The organism is Natronorubrum amylolyticum, from assembly GCF_052040145.1.
In the GTDB taxonomy this organism is placed as follows: Archaea; Halobacteriota; Halobacteria; order Halobacteriales; family Natrialbaceae; genus Natronorubrum.
On record NZ_JBPPFW010000002.1, the window covers coordinates 1,012,409 to 1,033,789 of the forward strand.

The following is a 21,381-nucleotide window of genomic DNA, read 5'->3' on the forward strand; positions in this document are numbered from 1 at the left end:
CGCGGTTCTGTGCGCGTTTTCTCGTTTGTATTCGATTCGATCGGTATTTATTGCCGGTACGGTGGGGTCGTGTCAGAGACGCACTCTTACTGTTCACTGGAAATCGAGGACGCTATCTCGCGTAGCACCTTGAGTATTCCCGCTAAGAGTATCACAATAATAGCAAGAAGTAGGCTTTCAAAAAAGAACCCATAGCCCAAAACAGCCAATACGAACGGCGGGGTCAGTATCGCCGTCCAATCCGTCGCATGTTCGTTCATGCTTTCTCTGACAGTCCCACCATCAAATATTTTCTCCAAGTCCTGTGGGACTCTACTCTGTGATTCCACAAATCGTTCTGGTCAGTTTCCGTACGACCGATAACCCGTATCGACCCGAGGTTCGGCTTCGACACGAGCACTCGAGTCCCCGACACTGGCTCCATTCTCCGGTGACGGTGCGCTTTTGACGCCGCCTTCCTACCTGTCAGTATGGAACTGGAGCCAGTGACGGATCTGCCCGAGATCCGTCCCGGCGACGACATCGCCGAACTCGTCGCGGATCGGGCATCCCTCGAGCCCGGCGACGTGCTCACCGTCGCGAGCACCATCGTCTCGAAGACGGAGGGCCGAGTGGCGAATCTCGAGGACTACCCCGTCAGCGGCCGAGCCCAAGAGATCGCCGACCGGATCGCCGACGTCGCGGGCGAGGAGAAGGACCCGCGCTTCGCACAGGCCGTCCTGGAGGAGAGCACGGAGCTGCTGATCGACTGTCCGTTCTTGCTGACCGAGACGCGGTTCGGACACATCTGCGTCAACGCGGGGATCGATCGCTCGAACGTACCGGATCACGATATTCTGCTGCTGCCCAAGAAACCGGCCGAGAGCGCCGAACGGATTCGGTCGGGGCTCGCAGAGCGTGGGATCGAAGACGTCGACGTCATCGTGACCGATACCTGCGGGCGACCGTTCCGTCACGGCCAGCGCGGCGTCGCCCTCGGCTGGGCGGGGATGCCCGCGAGTCGGGACTGGCGGGGCGAACTCGACCGCGACGGCCACGAACTCGGCGTCACCGTCCAGTCCGTGGTCGACGAACTCTCCTCGGCCGCGAACCTCGTGACGGGCGAAGGGGCCGGCGGGACGCCCGCGGTCGTCGTCCGCGACTGGGAGTTCGGCGACCACGAGGGCAGCGACGAACTGTTCAGAGCGGTCGAGGACGACCTCGTCCGACAGGCGCTACGAGAATGGAGGTTCGACGACTGATGACAGACAATACCACACCGACCGACGGCGCGACTCGAGCCATCGAACTGACCCCCGAACACCCCACGGAGCGCGTCGCCGACCTGGCGGCGCTGGCGGAGGACGAGGGGTTCGATATCGCCTTCGCGAGCAGCCACTACTTCAACCGCGATCCGTTCGTCGCGCTCTCGCGGATGGCCGACACCACCGACGAGATCCGCCTCGGACCGGGCGTCGTCAACCCCTACGAGAGCCACCCCGTGAAACTCGCTGCACAGACGGCGACGATCGACGAGGTGAGCGACGGGCGAGCCGTCTTCGGCGTCGGGGCCGGCGATCGCTCCTCGCTCGCGAACCTCGGAATCGAGCGCGACAGTCCGCTCCGACGCGTTCTCGAGACGTTCAAACTCGCGCAGGATCTCTGGGACGGCGAGACCGTAACCCACGAGGGGACGTTCACCGCGCGGGACGCCTCGCTCAACATCGAGCCGCCCTCGGAGGCGATTCCGACCTACGTCGGCGCGCAGGGGCCGCACATGCTCCGAATGAGCGCGAAACACGCCGAGGGCGTGCTGATCAACGCCGCCCATCCCCGCGACCTCGAGTGGGCCGCGGGCGAAATCGAGCAGGGGTTGGACGAGCGACCGGACGAATACGGTCCCTTCGAGTCGCTCGCGTTCGCCAGCGTCAGCGTCGCCGGCGACGAAACCGAGGCCCGCGAGGCGGCCCGGCCGCCCGTCGCGTTCATCGCCGGCGGGGCGGCCGAGCCCGTTCTCGAGCGCCACGGTATCGACCGCGAGGCCGCGGACGCGGTCAGCGAGGCGTTAGAGCAAGGTAATCTGCACGAGGCGTTCGGTCACGTCACGCCGGCGATGATCGACGCCTTCTGTATCGCTGGGACGACCGAAACCATCGCGGACCGGTTCGAAGCCGCCCTCGAGCACGTCGACGGTATCGTCGTCGGCTCGCCGCTCGGGCCGGATCTCGAGGACGCGGTCCGACGAGCGAGCGAGGCGCTCGACAGCGTCGAAGATCGACGATCCGAGTGAGAGTCCGGTCGGTCAGACCGTTAGCTCGAACTCGAGGAGAAGAGGCTACCGATGGCGCCGAGGGTGAGCACGCCGAAGACGCCGAGCGTGAAGACGACCAGGAGCGTTCCAATCAGGACGAGCAGCGGGGCGAGTCCGTCGCCCATCGCGACGTCGGTGAAGAGCTCGTTCATCTCGATGATGTTGTCGACGATCACGTTCATCGGTGTGACGGTGTCCATGTACGGGGGTTGTCACCGATCCTACTTGGCCGTGCCGGTCCACCGTGACGGAGCGGCCGCTACCGGACCGTTCACTGGCGCCGTCGCTGGTACTGATCGCAGTGGAGAGACGGACGGCTGGCAGCCGACGGCGTACTGGGTCGGACGGCTCCGATGACTCTCGCGAACGGTCACGTCAATATAAGCCATCGCCGGCCGTACCCTCGAGCGTGACCGACGATGCGACGCTCTCGGACTTCGATTCGGGCGAGACGACCGACGACGACCCCGACGGCCCCGACGGCCCCGACGACCCCGACGAGCAGCGATCGAACTCGAATTCGAATCCGACTACCGAGATCGAGACGGGCGAACGAGCGCCAGATGACGGTAACGACGACGGAGAGCCGGTCGACGGCGAGACGACAGACGACGATGTCCGCGAAACGCCTAACGCAGATGCAGACCGCGAAACCGCACGCTCGACGTACGCGTGGGGAACGTACACCTGCAGTCGGTGCGAGACCGAAACCGAGCGCGTCTGGCGTGACGAAGGCGATTTCGTCTGCCCAGCGTGCAAACCCTGGTAATCGGCACTCTCAGCGAGTGTAACCGAGTTTTTGCGAGGGTGCCTGCGAGTGTACTCCCGAAGCTTTATATCTCTGTCGCGGATTGGTACACTTGCAATGGCGAAAGGTACGGTCGACTTCTTCAACGACACTGGCGGCTATGGATTCATCGAAACCGACGACGCAGACGACGACGTGTTCTTCCACATGGAAGACGTCGGCGGTCCTGATCTCGAGGAGGGACAGGAGGTCGAGTTCGACATCGAGGAGGCCGAGAAAGGCCCACGAGCGACGAACCTCGAACGCCTGTAAGGCGAATTCACGGAGTGGTATCGTTCTCTGATTGTTACGTCGCTAGCAGCGGCTATCTCGGATCCGGTACCGCATCGCTCCGAGACGCGCCGCTCGAGCGGAACAGCGTCCAGAGGGAGTAGCGCCGGCGCCCCGCAAACCGAGCAGCGGCAGCTGACATTCAGGTAACGTGACGCAAAGCCTATGGTCCGGAGCCACTACTGACGTACTGATGAGAGGTTCGACCGGTCCCCGCTTTCCGTACGTGTACGAACCATGACTGACGTGAACCCGCCGACGCAGACCGCCAGCCCGGATCGGGCGGCCCTCGACGTCTCGACGGTCGCCGACCTCTGTGCCGATATCGAGGCGAACGTCGCCGACGTGATCGTGGGCCACGAGGAGGCGATCGAACACGTCGTCACCGCCATGCTCGGCCGCGGCCACGTCCTGCTCGACGACCTCCCCGGCGTCGGCAAGACGATGCTCGCGCGCTCGATCGCGACGTCCGTCGACTGTACGTTTCGCCGGGTCCAGTTCACCCCCGATCTCCTCCCCGCGGACGTCACCGGCGTGAACGTCTTCAACCAGCAGAGCCGCGAGTTCGAGTTCCAACGCGGGCCCGTCTTCGGCAACATCGTTTTGGGCGACGAGATCAACCGCGCGCCGCCGAAGACCCAGTCCGCGCTGCTCGAGGCCATGGAGGAAGAGCAGGTCACCGTCGACGGAACGACCCGCGACCTGCCCGACCCCTTCACCGTGATCGCGACGCAGAACGCGATCGAGCCGAACCGGACCTACGACCTCCCCTTCGCCGAACTCGACCGGTTCATGAAAAAACTCCAGTTAGGCTACCCCGACCCTGAAGAGGAAGCCGAGATGCTGGGCCGGACGGTCGGCCACCACCCGATCGAGGACCTCGAGCCGGTGACGGACCTCGAGACGATCGTCGCCGCCCGCGAGACCGTCGCACAGATACGCGTCGAAGCGCCGGTTCGGGAGTACGCGACGCGACTGGCTGGCTACACCCGCGAACACGCCCGAATCGGCGTCAGCCCCCGCGGAACGATCGCCCTCCTGCGGGCCGCACAGGCCCGAGCCGCCACCGACGCTCGCGACTACGTGATTCCGGACGACGTCCAGACCGAAGCCCCCGTCGTCCTCCCCCACCGGATCAGGACGACCGATCACGACCGCGACGGCGAGACGGTCGTTTCGAACGCCCTCGAGCGCGTCTCCGTGGAGTAACAGATGCGACCGACGATTCGCGGCTGGACTGCCGTCGCCGTCGTCGCGCTCTCGTTCGCGATGGCGTGGGAGTTCGGTCCCCGTGCGCTGAACGCCGTCGTGACGCCGCTGCTGGTCGTGCTCGTCATCGGCGCATTGACGACCGCACGAGCCACACGGCCCGAGGTGAGACGTGCCCCTGTCGCCGCGGGGTTCGTCGACGACCGCCGGACGGTCGAGATCACGCTCGAGAGCGCGTCGGCCGTCTCGGCGACCGTTCGCGACGCCGTCGGCGAGGGAGCCGTAGCTACCGACATCGAGCCGGTCAGTGGAGCCGAAACCGGAATCGACGAGAGCGGCGCACCCACCGCGACGACGACTCTCGAGGGCGACGACCAGTTCGAATACGCAGTGCGACTCGAGCGGCGAGGAGACCATCGACTCGGGCCCCTGACGATCACCGTCACCGACGTCTTCGGACTGTTCAAGCGGCGGTTCGACGACGCGGAAACGACGCCGCTACTCGTCTACCCGCGCGTTCACGACCTCCGGAGCGGTCCCGGGAGCGACCTCCGGGCGTTCGTCGAGCGCGAGCGCGGCGACCGCGAGGAGTTCGACCACCTGCGGGAGTACCAGCGGGGCGACTCGTTGCGCGACGTCCACTGGAAATCCGCCGCCAAGCGACCCGATGCGGATCTGGTCGTCACGGAGTACGCCGCCGACGAGGAGACCGGGTCCGTAACGATCGCCGCCGAGTGTGCTCCCGGCCGGGACGACGACCTGGCGACGGCCGTCGCGAGCGTCGCGGCCTACCTGCTCGAGGCCGACGTCAGCGTCGGCGTGACCGTCCCCAACGGCGAGTACCCGCCTGGATCCGGACCGGACCACAGCCACACCCTGCTGGCGGCGTTCGCCGTCCTCGAGGCCGGCGACCTCGAGGACGAGCAGCGACGGACGGCGGATATCGTCGTCCGAGCCGACGCCGATGGAACGACGGTCGTCGTCGACGGCCGATCGATCCCGTTCGATCGGCTCGTCGAGACTCGTCGGGGGAACCGGCAGACCCGACGGGCCAGTCCGATCGGCCGGGCGACTCGTGAGCGGGCCGACGGCGACGAGTCGGGGGTGGTCTCGTGAGCACGACGTCGGAGTCTCACGCCGGCGACCGTACGGCCGATCTCGATCTGGACGGCTCGATCGGGCCCGACACGTTCCGGCTGCTCGCGCTGGGGTGCGTGCTGGTGCTGACGGCCTCGTACGTGAGCGTGCTGCGCGAGGTGACCCGCGTCGTCGGCGGCACCCAGTCGCTGTTCGCCCTCGCCGGGGCGATGATCGTCGTCGCGACGGTGCTCGCCTGGACGATTCGCCCTCGAACGGCGGTCGTCGCCGCGCTCGTCGCCGGCGCGGTCGGTTTCGGCTACTACCTCGAGATCACCGGCGTCGGCGTCGACGTCGTGTTCTCGGCGAGCGACGCGATCCTCTCGGACACGGTCACGCTCGTGGCCGGCCTCCCGCTGCTCCGAATGGTCGAAGCCGGCGTCTGGACGCTCGCGTTCGTCCCCGCACCCGTCTTCCTCTCGTGGTATCTCGCCGTCCGCGGGCGGTACGCACTCGCCGTGATTCCCGGCGGCTTCGCGCTGCTCTTTCTCGTCCTGACCGGCGACGCCGGGACGACGGTCACCCTACTCGGGACGCTGGCCGCGGTCGGGGCCGTCGGCTTCGGCGAACTCGAGCGACGCGGCGGCTCCGTCGCCCAGGCTGACCTGCTTGCGGTCTCCTTTGCACTGATCATCGTCCTCTCGCTGTCGGTCACGTTCGTTCCCGACGGCTCGGGCTCTTCGGACCACCTCTCCGGCGGCGATCCCAACACGCTCGAGGGCGCGATTGACTACTCCTCCGAGCGGTCGGGGATCGGCGGCTCCGTCGATCTCTCGCCGGAGGTGCGGTTCACCGTCGAGTCCGAACAGGGGGCCTACTGGCGAACGGGCGTCTACGACCGCTTCGCGGGCGACGAGTGGATCCGAACGGGTGATGCCAGCGCCTACGACGGCCCGCTCGAGGAACCGCCCGGCGAGCACGAGCGGGTCCGACAGGTCGTCACCGCCGAGACCGACCTCGGCGTCTTGCCAGCCGCAGGACAGCCACTCGCCATCGAAGGTGATCTCGCCCAGCACACCGAAGTCAGCGCACACGGGCAGTTCCACCCGACGACGTCCGTAATCGAGGGCGACAGCTACGCCGTCGAGAGCGCGATCATCGACCCTAACGCGGCCGAACTCCGCGCTGCGGGGACGAACTATCCGCAGCCGATCCTCGAGGGCGACTACCTCCAGACGCCCGAGAGCACCTCGAGCGAGTTCGAGGAGCGTACTGCCGAGATCACCGCCGACGCCGACACTCCCTACGACAAAGCGGTCGCCATCGAATCCCATCTCCGCTCGACGAAGGATTACTCGCTCGAGGTCGACCGACCCAACGGCAACGTCGCCGAGGAGTTCCTGCTCGAGATGGACGAAGGCTACTGCGTCTACTTCGCGACGGCGATGACCCAGATGCTGCGCGCGGAGGACGTTCCGGCCCGCTACGTCACCGGCTATACGGCCGGGCAGGAGGTCGACGACGACGAGTACGTCGTCCGCGGCACCGACGCCCACGCCTGGGTCGAGGTCTACTTCCCCGACCACGGCTGGGTCGCCTTCGAGCCGACGCCGCCGGGGCCGCGCGACGAGGCTCACGCCGACAGCGTCGAACAGGCCCGCTCGGACGGCGCCGACAACGTCGACACCGACTCGAGCCAGGACGTTCCGGTCAGCGACGATGACGACGAGAGCGCGGACGATCCCGACGAGAACGGGGCTGCCGACGACGGCTCCGACCTGAACGAGAGTGACCCCAGTTCCGACGACGGCTCCGACCTGAACGAGACCGATCCCGGTTCCGACGACGACCAGAGTGGGTCCGACGACGGCTCGGACGGCGCCGGCACGAGCGCCGAGGCGAGCGAGCGCGACGACGGACTCGTGAGTAGCCTCATTTCCGCACTCTCGGTCTCGCGCGAGACGGCCGCGATTGGCCTGGTCGCGCTCGTCGGGGTAGTTGCCGGCGTCCACCGCACCGGCGCGACGGACCGCGTTCGACGAACCGTCGGCTGCTACTGGCAGCGACGAACCGACGACCCCGACCGCGATACCGAACGCGCCTACCGGCGACTCGAGCGCGTACTCGCACGCGAGTACCGACCGCGCGAGCGCTCGGAGTCCGCCCGCAGCTACCTCGAGGCGCTGTCGGCCGATCCGGATCGAGACGTCGATTCGCGGGTTGCGACGGTCGTCGACCGTTACGAGCGAGCGCTCTACGGCGGCGGCGTCAGTCGGAGCGAGGCCGACGAGACGATCGAACTCGTCGACGAGTTCACTCGAGCGCGCCTCCCGATCGTCGGCCGCCGGTAACATCGATGTCGCCCCGATCCGTCGTCTCGTCAGCCTCGTCCGGCTCAAAAAGAACCACGCGAGGGGATGTAGGTCCCGATAGTGTTTAATATGGCCGTTTCGTAGCATGGAACGTAATGTCGGAAGTCTGCTCGACGTGCGGGCTGCCCGAGGAACTTTGCGTCTGCGAAGACGTAGCCAAGGGACAACAGCAACTCAATATCCGCATTGACGAGCGCAGATACGGTAAAGAGGTAACGATCGTCGAAGGATTCGATCCGAAGGACGTCGACTTAGACAGTCTCTCGTCGGACTTGAAGTCCAAGTTCGCCTGCGGGGGAACCGTCGAAGACGGCCAGATCGAACTGCAAGGCAATCACAGGGGCCGCATCGAAGAGTTCCTTCGGGACCGCGGCTTCAACGTCGCCTAATGCCCGCGATGATCTGAGACGACTTCCGAGCGTCACGATCGACTCGCGAATCGCCTCACAGCGATTGTGATTCTTTTTCAGCCGGCAGTGGCCGGATAGCGGTGCGATCAGTCGACGCGACGGAAATCGAAATTGAGGCGGCAGCGAACAACTTACGGGCGACTCGGCTGATTCCCAATCTCAGTACCTCACCTCTGCTCAAATGAAGAGCCGTTGTCGTGCACAGACTCGGCTTCTTCAATCCTCACGAAAAGAAGCCTCGATAAGCTACTGCCGTACAGCGATTCTTCTCCTAACTAAAGACGGATGACCAGAACAGATGCTGTAGGCGCAGGACGTACGAAAGTACGCTAACAATACTAAGATCTCAATACAACGATCCAGCAATGTAGTGTCTCTACAAGTATGTAATAAGTTTGAATACTGTAGAAAAGTATATGATATTAAGTGAAACACTAAGAGTATGGGTTATGCTCAGCGACGTGATTACCTCTTTCGCGCTATAACACTAGGATCAGTTATAAGTTTGTCAGGGTGTACTGAGATTGGAACAACTACTGGAAAGATTATAATAAGGAACGATGGTAATAGTGTAGAGTATACTGAATACTATATTGACAAAGATGGCACTAAAACTGACCTCGAATCCGTAGACTTACACCCATCTGAAGAGTATTCTAATTCGATTCAGATTTCTCGTGGAGATATAGTAGTCATATCAAAAGGAGAACTAGTTCTAGAATTTGAATTTGACAAACTCCTTTGTCGAGAACCAGTACTATCTATAGACACGGGGTATGGGGCACTTGCTGGAAGTTGGCAATGTTAGAATCGTACTTATATTATTCATTCCTCATCAAAACATAGTAAGCGACCAATTATATTATCGATGGATAAAATTATTTAATAAATTTATATATTTCAATTATATTATTAAAATTGGAAAGCTTTATTATATAATGGTGATACATCTAACTGTATCCATGAAATGATATAGAAGAAATATATTAAAGACGTGTGGTATTAGCGCGGTTGGATTGTTAGCTGGTAGCACTGTTGGATCAGCTAAATCAGGAAATGAATATTCAGGAGTTATATACGATCCGAGAACACATGAGATTATTGGCAATGCTGTTGGTCAATTTGAGATGTCTGGATCAGGTTTTAGTGGAGAATTGACGGTTAATAAAGATAGTGAGTCAGGATTAGAAAAAAGATTGGTTAATCGGCAAGCTCCAGACAATGTAAAAACCGGTAATGGGCCGGTACAACGTATGTATGTGGATTATGTGAAACAGGATGAGGATCAAGCGATCCCAGCCGAAAAACGTCGTTGGGTAACATACGGACGTACTGTTTCAGGTGTTATTCGTGATCAATCCAGGGACGCAATCGGATTCACACTATTCCATGATAAGGCGAAATCTCAACCAGGTCCCACACGAAACATCAAGCTTAAAGTAGAAACAGAGGAAGATGTTGGCATAAATAAATCATCAGATGGGAATGTAAGTGCTAATTCTGATAATGAATATGGGGTTTTTAGTTATAGTAGTGTCCATGGGACCGAGAGGGACGATTACTGGAGATTAATCAGCTACGCATCTAATAAGGTAGATGAGAGGTATGATAGAGATCAACTTCCTAATAATACATTCACACGATGGAATATACAATCATATTTCTCGACAAAACCAACAGCGCCAGAAGATGCAAGCATATCTGTGTATCCTACTGACTATTTTGTCACATGTATTCCTGGATTAAATCCCCATTTGGATGATGAGGAAGATCCTGATATTCAGTTCTTGTCTGAACGTCCGAATGGTTCTGATGGGTCCTCGTTTAACTTTAACGTTGGTCTCAGCACAGGGATGGGAGTGGTGTCAGCCGGACCTTCCATCTCAACTGAATTAAGTCTAAGCAACACAGACTTTGAATATAACCATTCATATTCGGAATGGACATTAAATCAAAATGAATTTCCGACTGATCAGGAAGATAATGATGGTGTCTATTTAACTGTAGATACAAGCACCGATTCTCCGGTAAAAGAATTTGAGTGGTCTGTTGACTGGCACTGGACATATAATGGTCCATCCGATGGTCGTGATCCAAATATTACTCACGTGTTTGAAACGGCTACTCGCACACCAGAATTAGATGTGAAGGAAGTTTAGTTATCATATAGATAAATTTGATTAAGGTGGAGTTTTAGTCAAAGGAACTCAGCGAGGGCATCGCTGGCGGTGTCGCCGTCGGTGAGACGGTGCACCGCCAGGGTGTATCGCTTGTTGTTCACGCGGGCGTAGAGTGTAACGTAGGCATGGAACGCAGTCATTCCTGCTTTGGCCTCACTGTAGTAGAGCCCGTCAGTCCCGTCTTTGTCACCGTAGCAGGGCCCAGGTGGAGGTCAGTGACGACTTCCACCTGCTGGGGAGGGTTTCGGGGACATCTTACTGGAGAAGCGTGTTCCCGGTTGATTCGATAGTTTCTAGGTCAAACTTGGTGCGTAGGTGATAGAGAACGTCGTTTGCCGAGGGGCGTCTTCGCTCTTCTCGCAGAGCGAGGAGATCGAGATTACGTCAGCGGTCGCGCCGACGAGGACCTCGAAAATGTCCTCTGGGTCGATTTCAGCATTTCCTCCAAGGTTCGTAGTAAATGCGCAGGTGAGAACGTTGACGAGAAAATTAAGAGCTAGTCTTCGTGGATCACATTGTCTGCTTGCTGTTCGTTAGGCACATTCACAGCAAGCAGACGTTCTAACTAAGCAGCTTTGTGAAGTACTGAATCTCGGTTCGGGACCCGACGACCGAGCCGAGAGTTCAGAACGGGGATTCCGCGTTCGCGGACTCGTCCGTCTCCTCCTCCGCACGGGCGAGACCGTACTTCATTCCGTACTTCTCGAGTCCGCCGGCCATGCTCTCGACGCGGGCGTCCGCGGTGCCCTCGTAGGAGCCGATGAGCTGGGCCGCTTGCACGCTGGCCTTGCCGTGGGGACAGACCGTGACGATGTGGTCGTCGCCCTCGAACTCCTCGACGCGACTCGTCAGTTCGTGGAACGGAACGTTCTCGCTGCCGGGAATGTGGCTGTGCGTGAAGCTCTGTGCATCGCGAATGTCCACGATACGTACGTCGGCACCGTCCTCGAGGAGGTCTTTGACCTCGTCGGGGGAGATTTCGCCGTCCATTACTGGCGCGTTGGAACTCGGACAGAATAAGCCCACGGGTCGATTCTCGCGGTTCGGAGCGAACGCGGTTCGGAGCGAACGCGGTTCGGAGCGAGCGCGGTTCGGAGCGAGCGCGGTTCGGAGCGAGCGCGGTTCGGAGCGAGCGCGGTTCGGAGCGAGCGCGGTTCGGAGCGAACGAAGTGAGCGAGAACCGCGGTAAAGCGAACGGGGAGCCGTGCGACCCGTGAGCGAACGAAGTGAGCGAGAACCGTGGTAAAGCGAACGGGGAGCCGTGCGACCCGTGAGCGAACGAAGTGAGTGAGAACCGCGGATAGCGAACGGGGAGCCGTGCGACCCGTGAGCGAACGAAGTGAGCGAGAACCGCGGATAGCGAACGGGGAGCCGTGCGACCCGTGAGCGAACGAAGTGAGCGAGAACCGCGGAATGCGAACGGGGAGCCGTGCGACCCGTGAGCGAACGAAGTGAGCGAGAACCGCGGATAGCGAACGGGGAGCCGTGCAACCCGTGAGCAGACGATGAGGGACAACCCGCGGGACGACAGTGACGGGGCCGGCGAACCAGCCAGTCCGCCGGAGATACTGTCCGTTCGTATGAATCCGTTATCTACGCAGAGCGCCTCTATTCACGTATGAACCGAGAATCAATTCCCTTTGAAGGGGTGTTCGCCCTGCAACTCGTCGGCACCGTCGTCTTCGTGATCGGACTCTCGCTGGGCGGTCTCACGCTCGTGACACTCCTCGGTGGCGCGATCATCATGCTTGCCGTCGTGGGACTGGCGCTCGCCGCGAGCATCGAAGCGGAGGAGCGACCGCTCGAGGGCGCCGGGGGCCGCGAACGCAGCCGTCTCCCGTTCGGACTCGGCTCGAAATAGGCCGGTCAGTGGCGGTGAAACGCATCGGTAGCGGTTTTTTGATACTCCAAGCGAGAACCTCAGTGAATCGGATACGGCCCCGGCCGGTCAACACGTTCCCGAACGACTGCTTCGAGCCACCTCGTTCAGAGCACGCCGTCCTCTTTCGCCAGCAACAGCGCCGACACCGTCGAGTCGTTCGCCGGCTGCTCGCGAGCGCGCTCGAGGGCCTTCTCGATCGGCACCGTCGTCACCTCGAGGAACTCGTTGTTGTCCAACTCGCGCTCGCCGGGCTCGAGCCCCTCGGCGTAGACGATACCGCGGTCGTGTCGGAGCACGCCCGTCGCGACCGCGTACTCCTGGAGGAGCGCGGTGCTCGAGGGCTTGAATCCGGTCTCCTCCTCGAGTTCGCGGGCGGCGGCGTGGGTGTAGGATTCGCCGTCCTCGACGATGCCAGCGGGGAGTTCGAGGTGCGTTTTGCGGATCGCCGGCCGATACTGCTCGACGAAGAGGAGGTGGTCGCCGTCGCTGCCGCTGCTGGCGTCCCTTCCGTCCTCGGTTCCGCCCCCACCACCGACGGATGCGGCGAGGGTGCCATCGATCCGGGCGACCACGACGACCGCCGGCGGCAGGTCGGCCCAGTAGTAGCGCTTCTCGGTTCCGTCGGGTTGCTTGAGCAGGTCGTAGCCGCCGTCGTACCAGCCGGTTTCGTACTCGGTAACCTCCTCGCGAAGCTCCCACTCGTCGGGTGCAGTCATCGAGAGTGACGTCGGCCTCGAGCAGGTAATAGGTGCCGTTCGCTCGAGCGACCGACTGAGAGCGTCGCTACGCGAAGTGGTGCGACAGCGTGCCGACGTACCGGTGTCGGTGAGTGAGGTAGACGACCGACGTGAGCCAGAGCACGCCGAGGAACGCGTACATCCCGTAGCCGGGCGGGTTCTCCAGCGTCCAGAGGGCGGCCGTCGGGTGGGCGAGTGCGTACGCTCCGATCGGAACCCCCGCGTACAAGAGCGCGTTCGGGACCCAGGCCGCGTCCTCGTCCCGTGGAGCGGTCGCGTCGACGAAGAGGCCGACGAGGGCGACGATCGAGAGCCCGAACAACCCGACGGCACCCACCAGCGAGACGACCAACCAGACATCACCGGGCGTCGCCCAGATCTGCCAGAACAGAGAGCCAAACACGGCCGGGGCCAGAATCGCGTACGCGGCGACGGGGAGCCACCACCGCGACGCAGTGACGTGTTCGTCGGCACCCGACCGAGTCGAACGTCGACGGTCTCGAGCAAGCCGCGTCGTCACCCAGTCGGCGAACTGCGCGCTGAGCATCGTGAACACCACGAGGAAACCGACGCCGATCGCGAGGAGGATCGGTGTCGCGACGACGGTAAGGGCGAAAAACTCCGACGAGGCGGACGGGATCGACGCGATCGCGTTGACCACGGTCGCGACCACCACCCCGAGCGAGCCGACGAGGCCGGTCCACATTCCAGCGCGACGGCTCTCCGTCGGTCGGTCGTTGTAGTAGTAGCCGACGAACAACCCGGCCAGAATCAGGGGGTTCCCCAGGACGGAGCCGGCGGGGACGACGTCGCTCGAGACCGGCACCCACGAGAGGACCAGGGTGAACGGAATCGTCGCGAGACCCGCGAAGATCGCGACCCGCAACGACTCGTCGGAGAGGTCGTCACGCAACTCCTGAACGGAAGGCATACGTACGTGTTAGCTGTGTGCTATGAAAATCGTTACTCTCTCGAACAGAAAGCGAGTGACCGGACTCGAGTTCGAGACGAAAGCGCGAGCAGACGAAGCGGATCGGTGACGAAATCGGGCCGATCGTGCACCTCAGACCAGGTCACGGTACAGCTGCCCGAACGCCTGCCGCCGGAGCGTCGCGACTGCCGCGTCCTCCTCGTTCTGGAAAGTAGCAGCGACGGCGTCGTCCTCGGGACCGACGTGCCAGACGACGTTCTCGACGTTCTCGTGGCCGGCGATCGACACCTCGCCGTCGTACGACTCCCGCCAGTCGTCGAACGCCTCGCGCGTGCCGACGTGCACCTCGAGCAGACTCGCGAAGAGGGCATCGCGGGCGGTCTCGATGACCTCGCTCGAGACGCGATCAGCGTACTCCTCGCGGTCGAACTCCATAGCTTTCGCGACCTCGCGGACGACGGTCTGTGCCGCGGGGCCGACGTCGTCGTACTGTTCGCGTGCGTCCGCCGCCGACTCGAAGGTGAACGTCCCCACCGTGTGCATACGCGGACGAACGGCCGACGGGCAGTTACGCGTTTTCGTTTTCGCTTCCCTCGGGCTCGTCGATCTCACCCGTCCCCTCGTCGTCCGCGTCGTCCGTTTCCTGCATCTGCTTCGTCAGTTCCCGGGCCTCCTGCAGGACATCCTCGGCTTCCGTCGTCAACGATCCGCGACCGGGTTGGCGGCTCTGCTGGGCGATCCCCCCCTCGAGACCGTCCGGTCGACCGTGGTCGTGGCCGTGGCTCGCGCTCTCGAAATCGGGCGTCTCGATCTCCGGGGCGTGCGGACTGACGCGCTCGCCCAACTCCTCTGGCGAGCAGTCCCCCCAGTCGGGGGCGTACTCCTCGAGCCACTCGCGGTGATCCTCCCGGCCGAGCGACGCGGTGATCGCGAGGTGATTCGCGAGATGCGCCGCGTCGGCCTGTTCGGCGCCGCAGACGGGGCAAGCGTATCCCATGCCCGGCCGTACGAGCGCGCGCGGTAAAACGTCCACGTCCCGCGGCTGGACGACGGAAGAGCGAGATCCAGCACGTAACCGACACAGCGAGACCGACGAGCGACGATCAGCCGAGTTTGCGGATCATTACGATCGCGTCCTCGTTGTCCCCGTAGTAGTCGGGGACGAATCGCAACGGCTCGAAGCCGAACTGCCGGTAAAGGCGCTTCGCGCCGTCGTTCGAGCGGCGAACCTCGAGTTTGACCGAGTCGGCCCCGTGGGCGGTGAGCACCGCGAGCGCCCGGGAGAGCAACAGGCTGCCGACGCCCGCGCCGCGGTGGTCCGGGTGGACGGCGATATCCTTCACGTGGCCGAGACTTCGGCCGAAGTTCCGCGTGACGTCGGCGACGATGTAGCCGGCGACCTCGCCTCCCTCGAGGGCGATGAGAAAGCCCGGTTCGCCCAGAAATCGGTCGAACGCGTCGTACGGCCAGGGCTGGGCGAACGACTCGTTCTCGATGTGGGTAACCGCGAGCAGATCGGCGCGCTCGGCGGGGCGGATCGAGGGACCGCTGTCGTCGTGTGGCGCTCCGGAAGCCGGCCGTGTCACACCTGCAGGTAGTGGCGGCATCGTAAAAGAACTAGCGTCGGACGGGCGATCGCCGGTCGGATACGCGAACGCCGTCGAACGGGCAAACGCCGTCGAACGGGACGAACTCGAGCCGTCGGTCAGACCCGCTCGAGTCGCTCGACCTCCGCGTCCGACCAGTCGTAGAAGCGCCTGTCCGTCTGCTCGAGGACCTCGACGCACTCGTTGTGCCGTTCGCGGACCTCGTCGACCAGCGGATCGTCGGGGTTGGCCTCGACCCACTCGCGCAACTCCGCGAGGGCTTTCGGCGAGTAGGTGTCCATCCGGTCCTGGTGCTCGAGGATTTCGACTTTTCGCCCTTCCTGGCGCAGCGTCCGGACGAGTGCCCACGCGGCGATCCCCCAGAACGCGAGCAGGGTGAACGCGAGCATGGCCAGCACCTCGGCAGTCAGCGCCATCAGTCGTCACCTCCGGTAACGTCCGTGCGATCCGGTTGGCCACCTCGGCCCTCCACGACGGACATGATCGCGTAACCGATGATCGGGAACAGCACGATCACGAGCATGCCGCCGATCATCTCCGCGGTGCCGTAGTTCTCCCAGGCGAAGTAGCCCATGATGAAGAGCATGACCGCGGGAATGACGTACTTGATCACGGGATCCCACCAGGAGCCGATGTAGATGCCTGCGTTGCGGTTGACCGCGAGCATGCGGATTCGTTTCGGCCCCACGACCCAGCCGATGATGCCGATGATGGCGAGCGTTGCGAGCGGCAGCCCCCAGTTCCCGAAGACGAAGTCGAGGTAGTCGAGAACGTCGACGGAGTACGCACTCGGAATACCGAGCAGCCAGATCACGCCACAGACCCCGAGCGTCGTCTGGGTCCGATCGAACCGCGTTTCCTCGCTCACCGTCGTCACGCTGACTTCGGTGATAAGCAGTCCCGACGTGAACGTCGCGAGGAAGAAGCCGACGAAAAACAGGATCGCGACGAGCCCACCCAGCGGAATCTCGGGGAAGACCTGGACCAACGAGACGAACGCGAGGCCAGCCCCGGCGTCGGGGTCGACTCCGACCGCGAAGACGATGGGGAAGATGGCGAGGGCCGCGAGAATGCCGATACTGGACTCACCGATCGCCGTGAAGACGCCACCACCGAGCGGGACATCGTCGTACTCCCGTAGATAGCTCCCGACAGTTAGGGCGATCCCCCAGCCGAGACCCGTCGAGAACAGCGCCTGACCAAGCGCCGCGATCCAGGTGTCACTGAACGTTAAATACTCCCACTGGACACCGAAGGTGAAGGCGATCCCTTCGCTGGCCCCCGGCAACGTCAGTCCGCGAATCGTCATGACCACGAGCGCGATCACCAGCGCCGGCACCGCGTAGACGACGATTCGCTCGACGCCGCGCCGGATGCCGAGGACGAGAATCGCCGCGATCGAACCCATCACGACCGTGTGGAGCCCGATCATCAGCGCCGAGTTCGCGAAGAGCCCGTTCATGAACGCCTCGGCCTCGAAGCCGGTCGCGGTAAACGTAAACAGCAGCGAGTGAACCGCGTAGTACAGCGTCCAGGCGATCACCGGCGAGTAGTACGACATCAGCGCGATGTTCACCAAAATAACGACGACGCCGAAGCCGACCATCCCGCCTCGCCCGACGACCTCGCGGAAGGCACCGATGACTCCCTTGTTCGTGTACCGACCGAGTGCAACCTCGGCCATCAACCCCGGTACCGCAAGGAGGAACAACAGGACGAGAAAGGCGAGAACGAACGCACCACCCCCGTTGTCACCCATCACGTACGGGAACCGCCAGATGTTTCCAGCGCCCACCATCGCGCCGATCATCGCCATCAGGAACCCGAACCGGGTTCCCCACTCCGCTCGTGCCGTCTTTGTTGGGACATCAGCCATCGTCGGATCACCCGGCAAACGCACCACGTCCAGCTACGTATATATTTGCTACTTGCCACCACCACACATGGAATTATCAGCGGGTTACCGGTCGGTCAGGGAATCGACAGGCGAACACTCGAGACAGGTACGATTCGCGCGAAACGGATCCTGATTCGGGCGCTAACGGCGAGATCAGACTACCGGTCAGCGAAAACATACGCGCGATTGTCGACGGCCGAGACGACAGTCACCGATTACGTGTCGACGGCTTCGTCGTCGCCAGCACGTTCGTCCGGCACAGGTGAGTTACTCCGCCGGAATCGCGTCCATCTCGAACTGCTCGGTCAACTCCTTCAGTTCCTCGAGAGCGTCCTGTTCCTCCCGAAGGTTTTCCTCGAGGAGGTTGGCACCTTCGTCCAGTCCGAGCTGATCCGCGAGCGGAATCAGATTCCCGTAGGCAGCGATTTCGTAGTGCTCAGTCTTCTCCGCGGCGGCCACGTTGTGGTAATCCATCACTTCCTGGCTCGGCTCCGCGGCCGTGAACTCCTCATACTCCTGAATCAGTCCTTCGATACCATCACACTCCTCTTTCTCCGGTGGCTCGCCGAAGAGGTCGAACACCTCCTCGAGCCGTTCGATCTGGTCCTCGGTCTCCTCGCGGTGGTCGGCGAACGCCCGTGCGATGTCCTCGTGGGCAGTGTTTTTCTCGAGGTCTTCGAGCGCGTCCAACAGCTGATGCTCGGCGTGATAGATGTCCTCGAGGCCGTGCTCGAACAAGTCCTGAATCGTGTCCATACTCATCGTGGAACCAGCGGATCGTTCGCCACGGAGCTGAAAGAATCGGCAGCCTGCGACGGCAGGCGCTGCCGATGGAGCAGGAATCGAAGCTACGTGCTGGTTTCGCCGCCGTCGTTTTCGGTACTCGCGTTCTCTACGCGGGCAGCGTGTTTCTCGAGGTCCGCCGCCAGCGCTCGCGCCTGCTCGGGCGTCAACTCGAGGTCCTCCATGTGCTTGGGCAGGTGTCGCTCGGAGAGGTTGTCGAACTCGAGTTGCAAGTGGACGGAATCGGGATTCTCCGTGTCGGTGGTCGCGTTCACGACGGCAACTGACTCCCACTCGAACTCCTGGCCCTTCGCTGTGGCCTCGACGTAATCCAACGTCGTGTAGGCGTTTACCGACATCAGTCGATCGGACATACTGCAACGCTCGCGGCGGGATCACTTAGGCCCCGCGACGAGCGAACGGTCGGGCCTCAATCCACCGTGACGCGCTGGATTTATTCCACCAACCGCGGAACACGATTCAATGTATCCCCACGAATCCGCCTCCGGCCTGGAGCTCCCGCCGTGTTCCCGTGACAGTGACTTACCCGGGTGTCGCGATAGCACCGTTCATCCTCGATGTGCCATACAAAACATCGCCCCGCGTATCGGCACCATTTGCCTATAAAATCGAACGTAGCGACTCACGCCTGCCGACCTCTTCGGGCACCAACGGTCGATCCCTCGCGCGATCCACCCGCACTGACGGCGTTCGACGTGCGATTCCAAGTTGTCAAAACTGGACGTTCGACCTGAAACGAGCCGTCACTTGTTCCCGTCGTCCGTCGACGGGAAACCCCGTTACGAAGCGTTCGCTCGAGATCCCCCGATAGAACTGTGGTCACGGCCCCGAAGACACCACAGTTCGAGGCTGTACGAAATGTCGAGTGAACGCCTACAGATTCTCCGCCGCTCACGGCACTGGCCGAATACGACGATAGTACCGATAGGTCACTTCGGAGCCTTCGATCTGTAACGGCGATCTGCGACAACCGTTCCGACACGAACGAGACTCGAGTGCGTCAACGATAGCGGCAGCACTAACCGATAAGACCGAGCACGGGTATCGCTTGCAGACGAAGCGGTACTTATGCCCTCCGCGTTCGAAAGGGTATCCATGACTGACGCGGCCGAATGCAAACCAGAGATAACCGAGCACGAGCAGGACGAAGCGGAGCGTGACGACGCCCACCTCGACGACATCGAGGAGGGTGCTGGCTGTACGGAAATCTGGGAGCATCTCGCCGAGCAGCGCGACGAGTGAGATATTCGCCATGGCAGCGACTTTTTTGACCTCGAAGCCCGTACCGGAGGTATGACTGACAATCGGCCCGGCGATCGGAGCGCCAATCGTCGTGACAGCGGTCGATCGATCCCGACGGACCGAGAGTCCCCCGTCGGTGCACCAGTTATCCGCGGCGACGAATCGGTCACTGGAACGCGCGCCCGCGAAGCCGTGCAGTTCGATCCCGACGATCCCGGCAGTCTCGCCGATGCCGCCGAAGTCGTCCGTCAGTTCGCCGCTGGCTCGACGAACGACGATCACCTGTACATGCTCCGCGGCGCCGCCGCCTGTGCCGCACTCGTCCGCGGCGAAGGCTCCTACAAGGCTGCCGCGGAGCGGGCCGGCGGCGACGCAACTGTCTCCTTCATTCGAAAGTGGGCTCGCGTCCACGATCTCCCCCGCTCGGTCCGCAAACAGGTCGCACTCGGCCGTATCGCACCGACTGCAGCCAAGCACATCGCTCGCGTCGGCGGCGAAGCCAGACTCCTCCTCGCGTGGGCCGCACTCGACGGCGACCTCACCGTCCGCGAGGTTCGCAGCGTTGCGAGCGCTGTCAACGACGACGTCCCGATCGAGCAGGCGTTGATCGACCAGAACGTCACGCTCGGCCAACTCGAACTGACGCTCACTCCAGATACCTACCGTGATCTCCGGCGTCGCGCCTCGATCGACGGCGTCGAACCCGGAACCATCGTTAGCGAGGCACTCGAAGACTACTTCGAGTAGTATCCGGACGGGATGTTACGTCTATTTGTCGTGAAAATACTACCAGGACGGCCACTGCCTGATGCAGAAAGAAACGTTTAACCATCACTCTCCGGAAGTAGCAACTACGGGGCCGGTAGCTCAGTCTGGCAGAGCGTCTGGCTTTTAACCAGACGGTCGCGTGTTCAAATCGCGCCCGGCCCGTGCAACGAACTGGTGAGCGCAGCGAACCAGTGAGTGAACCGGACGGAAACGATTTGAACTAGGCGAGTCGCAGCCCGCGCAGCGAGTGTAACGAGCGAGCAGGACCGTCTCGGCGTAGTTCATAATCGCGTCCGGCCCTCCTGACACGAAGTCACTCCTCGATCACTGACGCTGTTGATGACAGCGATTGAAAATTTGTTGGTCGAACTTGAGCGACGTGAGAGAACTGTCCCGCGCAGAATCTCGGTTTACCGAAGGTGCATTCTATCGCTCGTGAAATTGCTTCAGTAAGAAGCTACGGGGCGATTTGAACCGGAGAGACGTCCCTTCGCTCGTCCCAAGACTCAAAACCTCATGACACCCGACACTCACCGATTGTTCGCGATAGAAAGCCAAGGGCCGGATTTGAACCGGCGGTGGGCGGCTCTGCAGGCCGCTGCGTTCGGCCGGACTCTGCCACCTTGGCGCGTCTTGCTGTTGTCACTGCGTTCGTTTAAGCATAGCGGTACGGCACAATCGTTACTGAGCGACTGTGTCGTCCAAACGCAAAAAACCACAGAGCCAACGCTGTGGCTCCGTGGGTAATGTGCGTGGCGATCCCGAGGGGACCGCCGAGTATGAGTGAAGGCGGCGAATCACATTTCCCAGAGGCTCGCGCACTCCAGTACTCCGCGATACGCAGATGAGCTTATCTTCCGTGTTCGGGATGGGTACGGGAGGAACCTCACCGCTCTG

General features: G+C 62.0%; 23 protein-coding genes, 2 tRNA genes, 1 rRNA gene and 1 pseudogene. 13 read left to right on the forward strand and 14 right to left on the reverse strand.

The window, feature by feature from the left end:
* Nucleotides 1-470 precede the first annotated feature (470 nt).
* Together ACSFDB_RS11205 and ACSFDB_RS11210 are read left to right on the forward strand one after the other, a co-directional pair.
* Entirely contained in the window at nt 471-1,241 is a 771-nt protein-coding gene (locus ACSFDB_RS11205) for a coenzyme F420-0:L-glutamate ligase (RefSeq protein WP_440771064.1), read from the forward strand.
* Nucleotides 1,241-2,269: a 5,10-methylenetetrahydromethanopterin reductase gene (locus ACSFDB_RS11210; RefSeq protein WP_440771065.1), complete on the forward strand. Its 1,029-nt coding sequence runs from the start codon at nt 1,241-1,243 to the stop codon at nt 2,267-2,269. The genes ACSFDB_RS11205 and ACSFDB_RS11210 overlap by 1 nt, the downstream gene beginning before the upstream one ends.
* 20 nt (nt 2,270-2,289) lie before the next feature.
* Here the strand turns inward: ACSFDB_RS11210 and ACSFDB_RS11215 are convergent, their stop codons facing one another.
* Entirely contained in the window at nt 2,290-2,490 is a 201-nt protein-coding gene (locus ACSFDB_RS11215; protein ID WP_440771066.1) for a DUF8024 family protein, read from the reverse strand.
* 209 nt (nt 2,491-2,699) lie between these two features.
* Here ACSFDB_RS11215 and ACSFDB_RS11220 point away from each other — a divergent pair, with 209 nt between their 5' ends.
* The 7 genes from ACSFDB_RS11220 (at nt 2,700) to ACSFDB_RS11250 (ending at nt 10,595) form a co-directional block, all read left to right on the forward strand.
* The gene (locus ACSFDB_RS11220) at nt 2,700-3,059 is read left to right on the forward strand and encodes a DUF7573 domain-containing protein (RefSeq protein WP_440771067.1); all 360 of its coding nucleotides are present in this window, start codon (nt 2,700-2,702) and stop codon (nt 3,057-3,059) included.
* Nucleotides 3,060-3,155: 96 nt separating this feature from the next.
* Nucleotides 3,156-3,350 (forward strand): cold-shock protein, encoded by a 195-nt coding sequence (locus ACSFDB_RS11225; RefSeq protein WP_006088631.1) that lies wholly within the window; start codon nt 3,156-3,158, stop codon nt 3,348-3,350.
* Between the two features lie 255 nt (nt 3,351-3,605).
* Entirely contained in the window at nt 3,606-4,577 is a 972-nt protein-coding gene (locus tag ACSFDB_RS11230; RefSeq protein WP_440771068.1) for an AAA family ATPase, read from the forward strand.
* 3 nt (nt 4,578-4,580) lie between these two features.
* Nucleotides 4,581-5,693 carry a DUF58 domain-containing protein gene (locus tag ACSFDB_RS11235; protein ID WP_440771069.1) on the forward strand — a complete coding sequence of 371 codons (1,113 nt, stop codon included), beginning with the start codon at nt 4,581-4,583 and terminating at the stop codon, nt 5,691-5,693.
* Nucleotides 5,690-8,005 (forward strand): transglutaminase TgpA family protein, encoded by a 2,316-nt coding sequence (locus ACSFDB_RS11240; RefSeq protein ID WP_440771070.1) that lies wholly within the window; start codon nt 5,690-5,692, stop codon nt 8,003-8,005. Before ACSFDB_RS11235 ends, ACSFDB_RS11240 begins: the two co-directional genes overlap by 4 nt.
* Before the next feature lie 116 nt (nt 8,006-8,121).
* Nucleotides 8,122-8,415 (forward strand): stress response translation initiation inhibitor YciH, encoded by a 294-nt coding sequence (yciH, locus tag ACSFDB_RS11245; RefSeq protein WP_006088627.1) that lies wholly within the window; start codon nt 8,122-8,124, stop codon nt 8,413-8,415.
* 1,037 nt (nt 8,416-9,452) lie between these two features.
* Nucleotides 9,453-10,595, forward strand: coding sequence for a hypothetical protein (locus ACSFDB_RS11250; RefSeq protein WP_440771071.1), 1,143 nt, complete (start codon nt 9,453-9,455; stop codon nt 10,593-10,595).
* Between the two features lie 41 nt (nt 10,596-10,636).
* Here the strand turns inward: ACSFDB_RS11250 and ACSFDB_RS11255 are convergent.
* A pseudogene (locus ACSFDB_RS11255) lies at nt 10,637-11,157 on the reverse strand (ISH3 family transposase); the annotation flags it as partial.
* 83 nt (nt 11,158-11,240) lie between these two features.
* Nucleotides 11,241-11,606, reverse strand: coding sequence for a rhodanese-like domain-containing protein (locus tag ACSFDB_RS11260; RefSeq protein WP_440771072.1), 366 nt, complete (start codon nt 11,604-11,606; stop codon nt 11,241-11,243).
* Nucleotides 11,607-12,234: 628 nt separating this feature from the next.
* Here ACSFDB_RS11260 and ACSFDB_RS11265 point away from each other — a divergent pair.
* The gene (locus ACSFDB_RS11265; protein WP_440771073.1) at nt 12,235-12,477 is read left to right on the forward strand and encodes a hypothetical protein; all 243 of its coding nucleotides are present in this window, start codon (nt 12,235-12,237) and stop codon (nt 12,475-12,477) included.
* A gap of 125 nt (nt 12,478-12,602) precedes the next feature.
* Here ACSFDB_RS11265 and ACSFDB_RS11270 read toward each other — a convergent pair whose 3' ends face one another.
* The 9 genes from ACSFDB_RS11270 to ACSFDB_RS11310 all read right to left on the reverse strand — a co-directional run bounded on the left by ACSFDB_RS11270 (nt 12,603) and on the right by ACSFDB_RS11310 (nt 18,827).
* A complete protein-coding gene (locus tag ACSFDB_RS11270; protein ID WP_440771074.1) occupies nt 12,603-13,214 on the reverse strand; it encodes an NUDIX hydrolase in 612 nt (203 codons plus the stop codon).
* A gap of 67 nt (nt 13,215-13,281) precedes the next feature.
* Nucleotides 13,282-14,166 carry a hypothetical protein gene (locus ACSFDB_RS11275; protein WP_440771075.1) on the reverse strand — a complete coding sequence of 295 codons (885 nt, stop codon included), beginning with the start codon at nt 14,164-14,166 and terminating at the stop codon, nt 13,282-13,284.
* 132 nt (nt 14,167-14,298) lie between these two features.
* Nucleotides 14,299-14,709, reverse strand: a complete 411-nt coding sequence (locus ACSFDB_RS11280) for a DUF5809 family protein (protein ID WP_440771076.1) — start codon at nt 14,707-14,709, stop codon at nt 14,299-14,301.
* Between the two features lie 25 nt (nt 14,710-14,734).
* A complete protein-coding gene (locus tag ACSFDB_RS11285) occupies nt 14,735-15,163 on the reverse strand; it encodes a DUF5810 domain-containing protein (RefSeq protein WP_440771077.1) in 429 nt (142 codons plus the stop codon).
* Nucleotides 15,164-15,269: 106 nt separating this feature from the next.
* Entirely contained in the window at nt 15,270-15,752 is a 483-nt protein-coding gene (gene rimI, locus ACSFDB_RS11290) for a ribosomal protein S18-alanine N-acetyltransferase (RefSeq protein WP_440771078.1), read from the reverse strand.
* A gap of 119 nt (nt 15,753-15,871) precedes the next feature.
* Nucleotides 15,872-16,189 carry a DUF8026 family protein gene (locus ACSFDB_RS11295; RefSeq protein ID WP_440771079.1) on the reverse strand — a complete coding sequence of 106 codons (318 nt, stop codon included), beginning with the start codon at nt 16,187-16,189 and terminating at the stop codon, nt 15,872-15,874.
* Complete coding sequence (locus ACSFDB_RS11300) at nt 16,189-17,649, reverse strand: sodium-dependent transporter (RefSeq protein WP_440771080.1); 1,461 nt, start codon at nt 17,647-17,649, stop codon at nt 16,189-16,191. The genes ACSFDB_RS11295 and ACSFDB_RS11300 overlap by 1 nt, the downstream gene beginning before the upstream one ends.
* Before the next feature lie 288 nt (nt 17,650-17,937).
* Complete coding sequence (locus ACSFDB_RS11305; RefSeq protein WP_440771081.1) at nt 17,938-18,432, reverse strand: YciE/YciF ferroxidase family protein; 495 nt, start codon at nt 18,430-18,432, stop codon at nt 17,938-17,940.
* Nucleotides 18,433-18,518: 86 nt separating this feature from the next.
* Complete coding sequence (locus ACSFDB_RS11310) at nt 18,519-18,827, reverse strand: DUF6360 family protein (RefSeq protein WP_440771082.1); 309 nt, start codon at nt 18,825-18,827, stop codon at nt 18,519-18,521.
* 742 nt (nt 18,828-19,569) lie between these two features.
* On the opposite strand from ACSFDB_RS11310, the gene ACSFDB_RS11315 reads away from it, so the two are divergent.
* The 3 genes from ACSFDB_RS11315 (at nt 19,570) to ACSFDB_RS11325 (ending at nt 20,646) form a co-directional block, all read left to right on the forward strand.
* Nucleotides 19,570-19,716 carry a DUF8595 family protein gene (locus ACSFDB_RS11315; protein WP_175529387.1) on the forward strand — a complete coding sequence of 49 codons (147 nt, stop codon included), beginning with the start codon at nt 19,570-19,572 and terminating at the stop codon, nt 19,714-19,716.
* A 51-nt stretch (nt 19,717-19,767) separates the two neighbouring features.
* Entirely contained in the window at nt 19,768-20,463 is a 696-nt protein-coding gene (locus ACSFDB_RS11320; protein ID WP_440771083.1) for a DUF7119 family protein, read from the forward strand.
* 109 nt (nt 20,464-20,572) lie between these two features.
* Nucleotides 20,573-20,646 (forward strand) — tRNA-Lys (locus tag ACSFDB_RS11325).
* Nucleotides 20,647-21,036: 390 nt separating this feature from the next.
* On the opposite strand, the gene ACSFDB_RS11330 is transcribed toward ACSFDB_RS11325, so the two are convergent.
* Both ACSFDB_RS11330 and rrf read right to left on the reverse strand, forming a co-directional pair.
* Nucleotides 21,037-21,112, reverse strand: a tRNA-Cys gene (locus ACSFDB_RS11330).
* 156 nt (nt 21,113-21,268) lie between these two features.
* Nucleotides 21,269-21,381 (reverse strand): 5S ribosomal RNA (gene rrf, locus ACSFDB_RS11335); the annotation flags it as partial.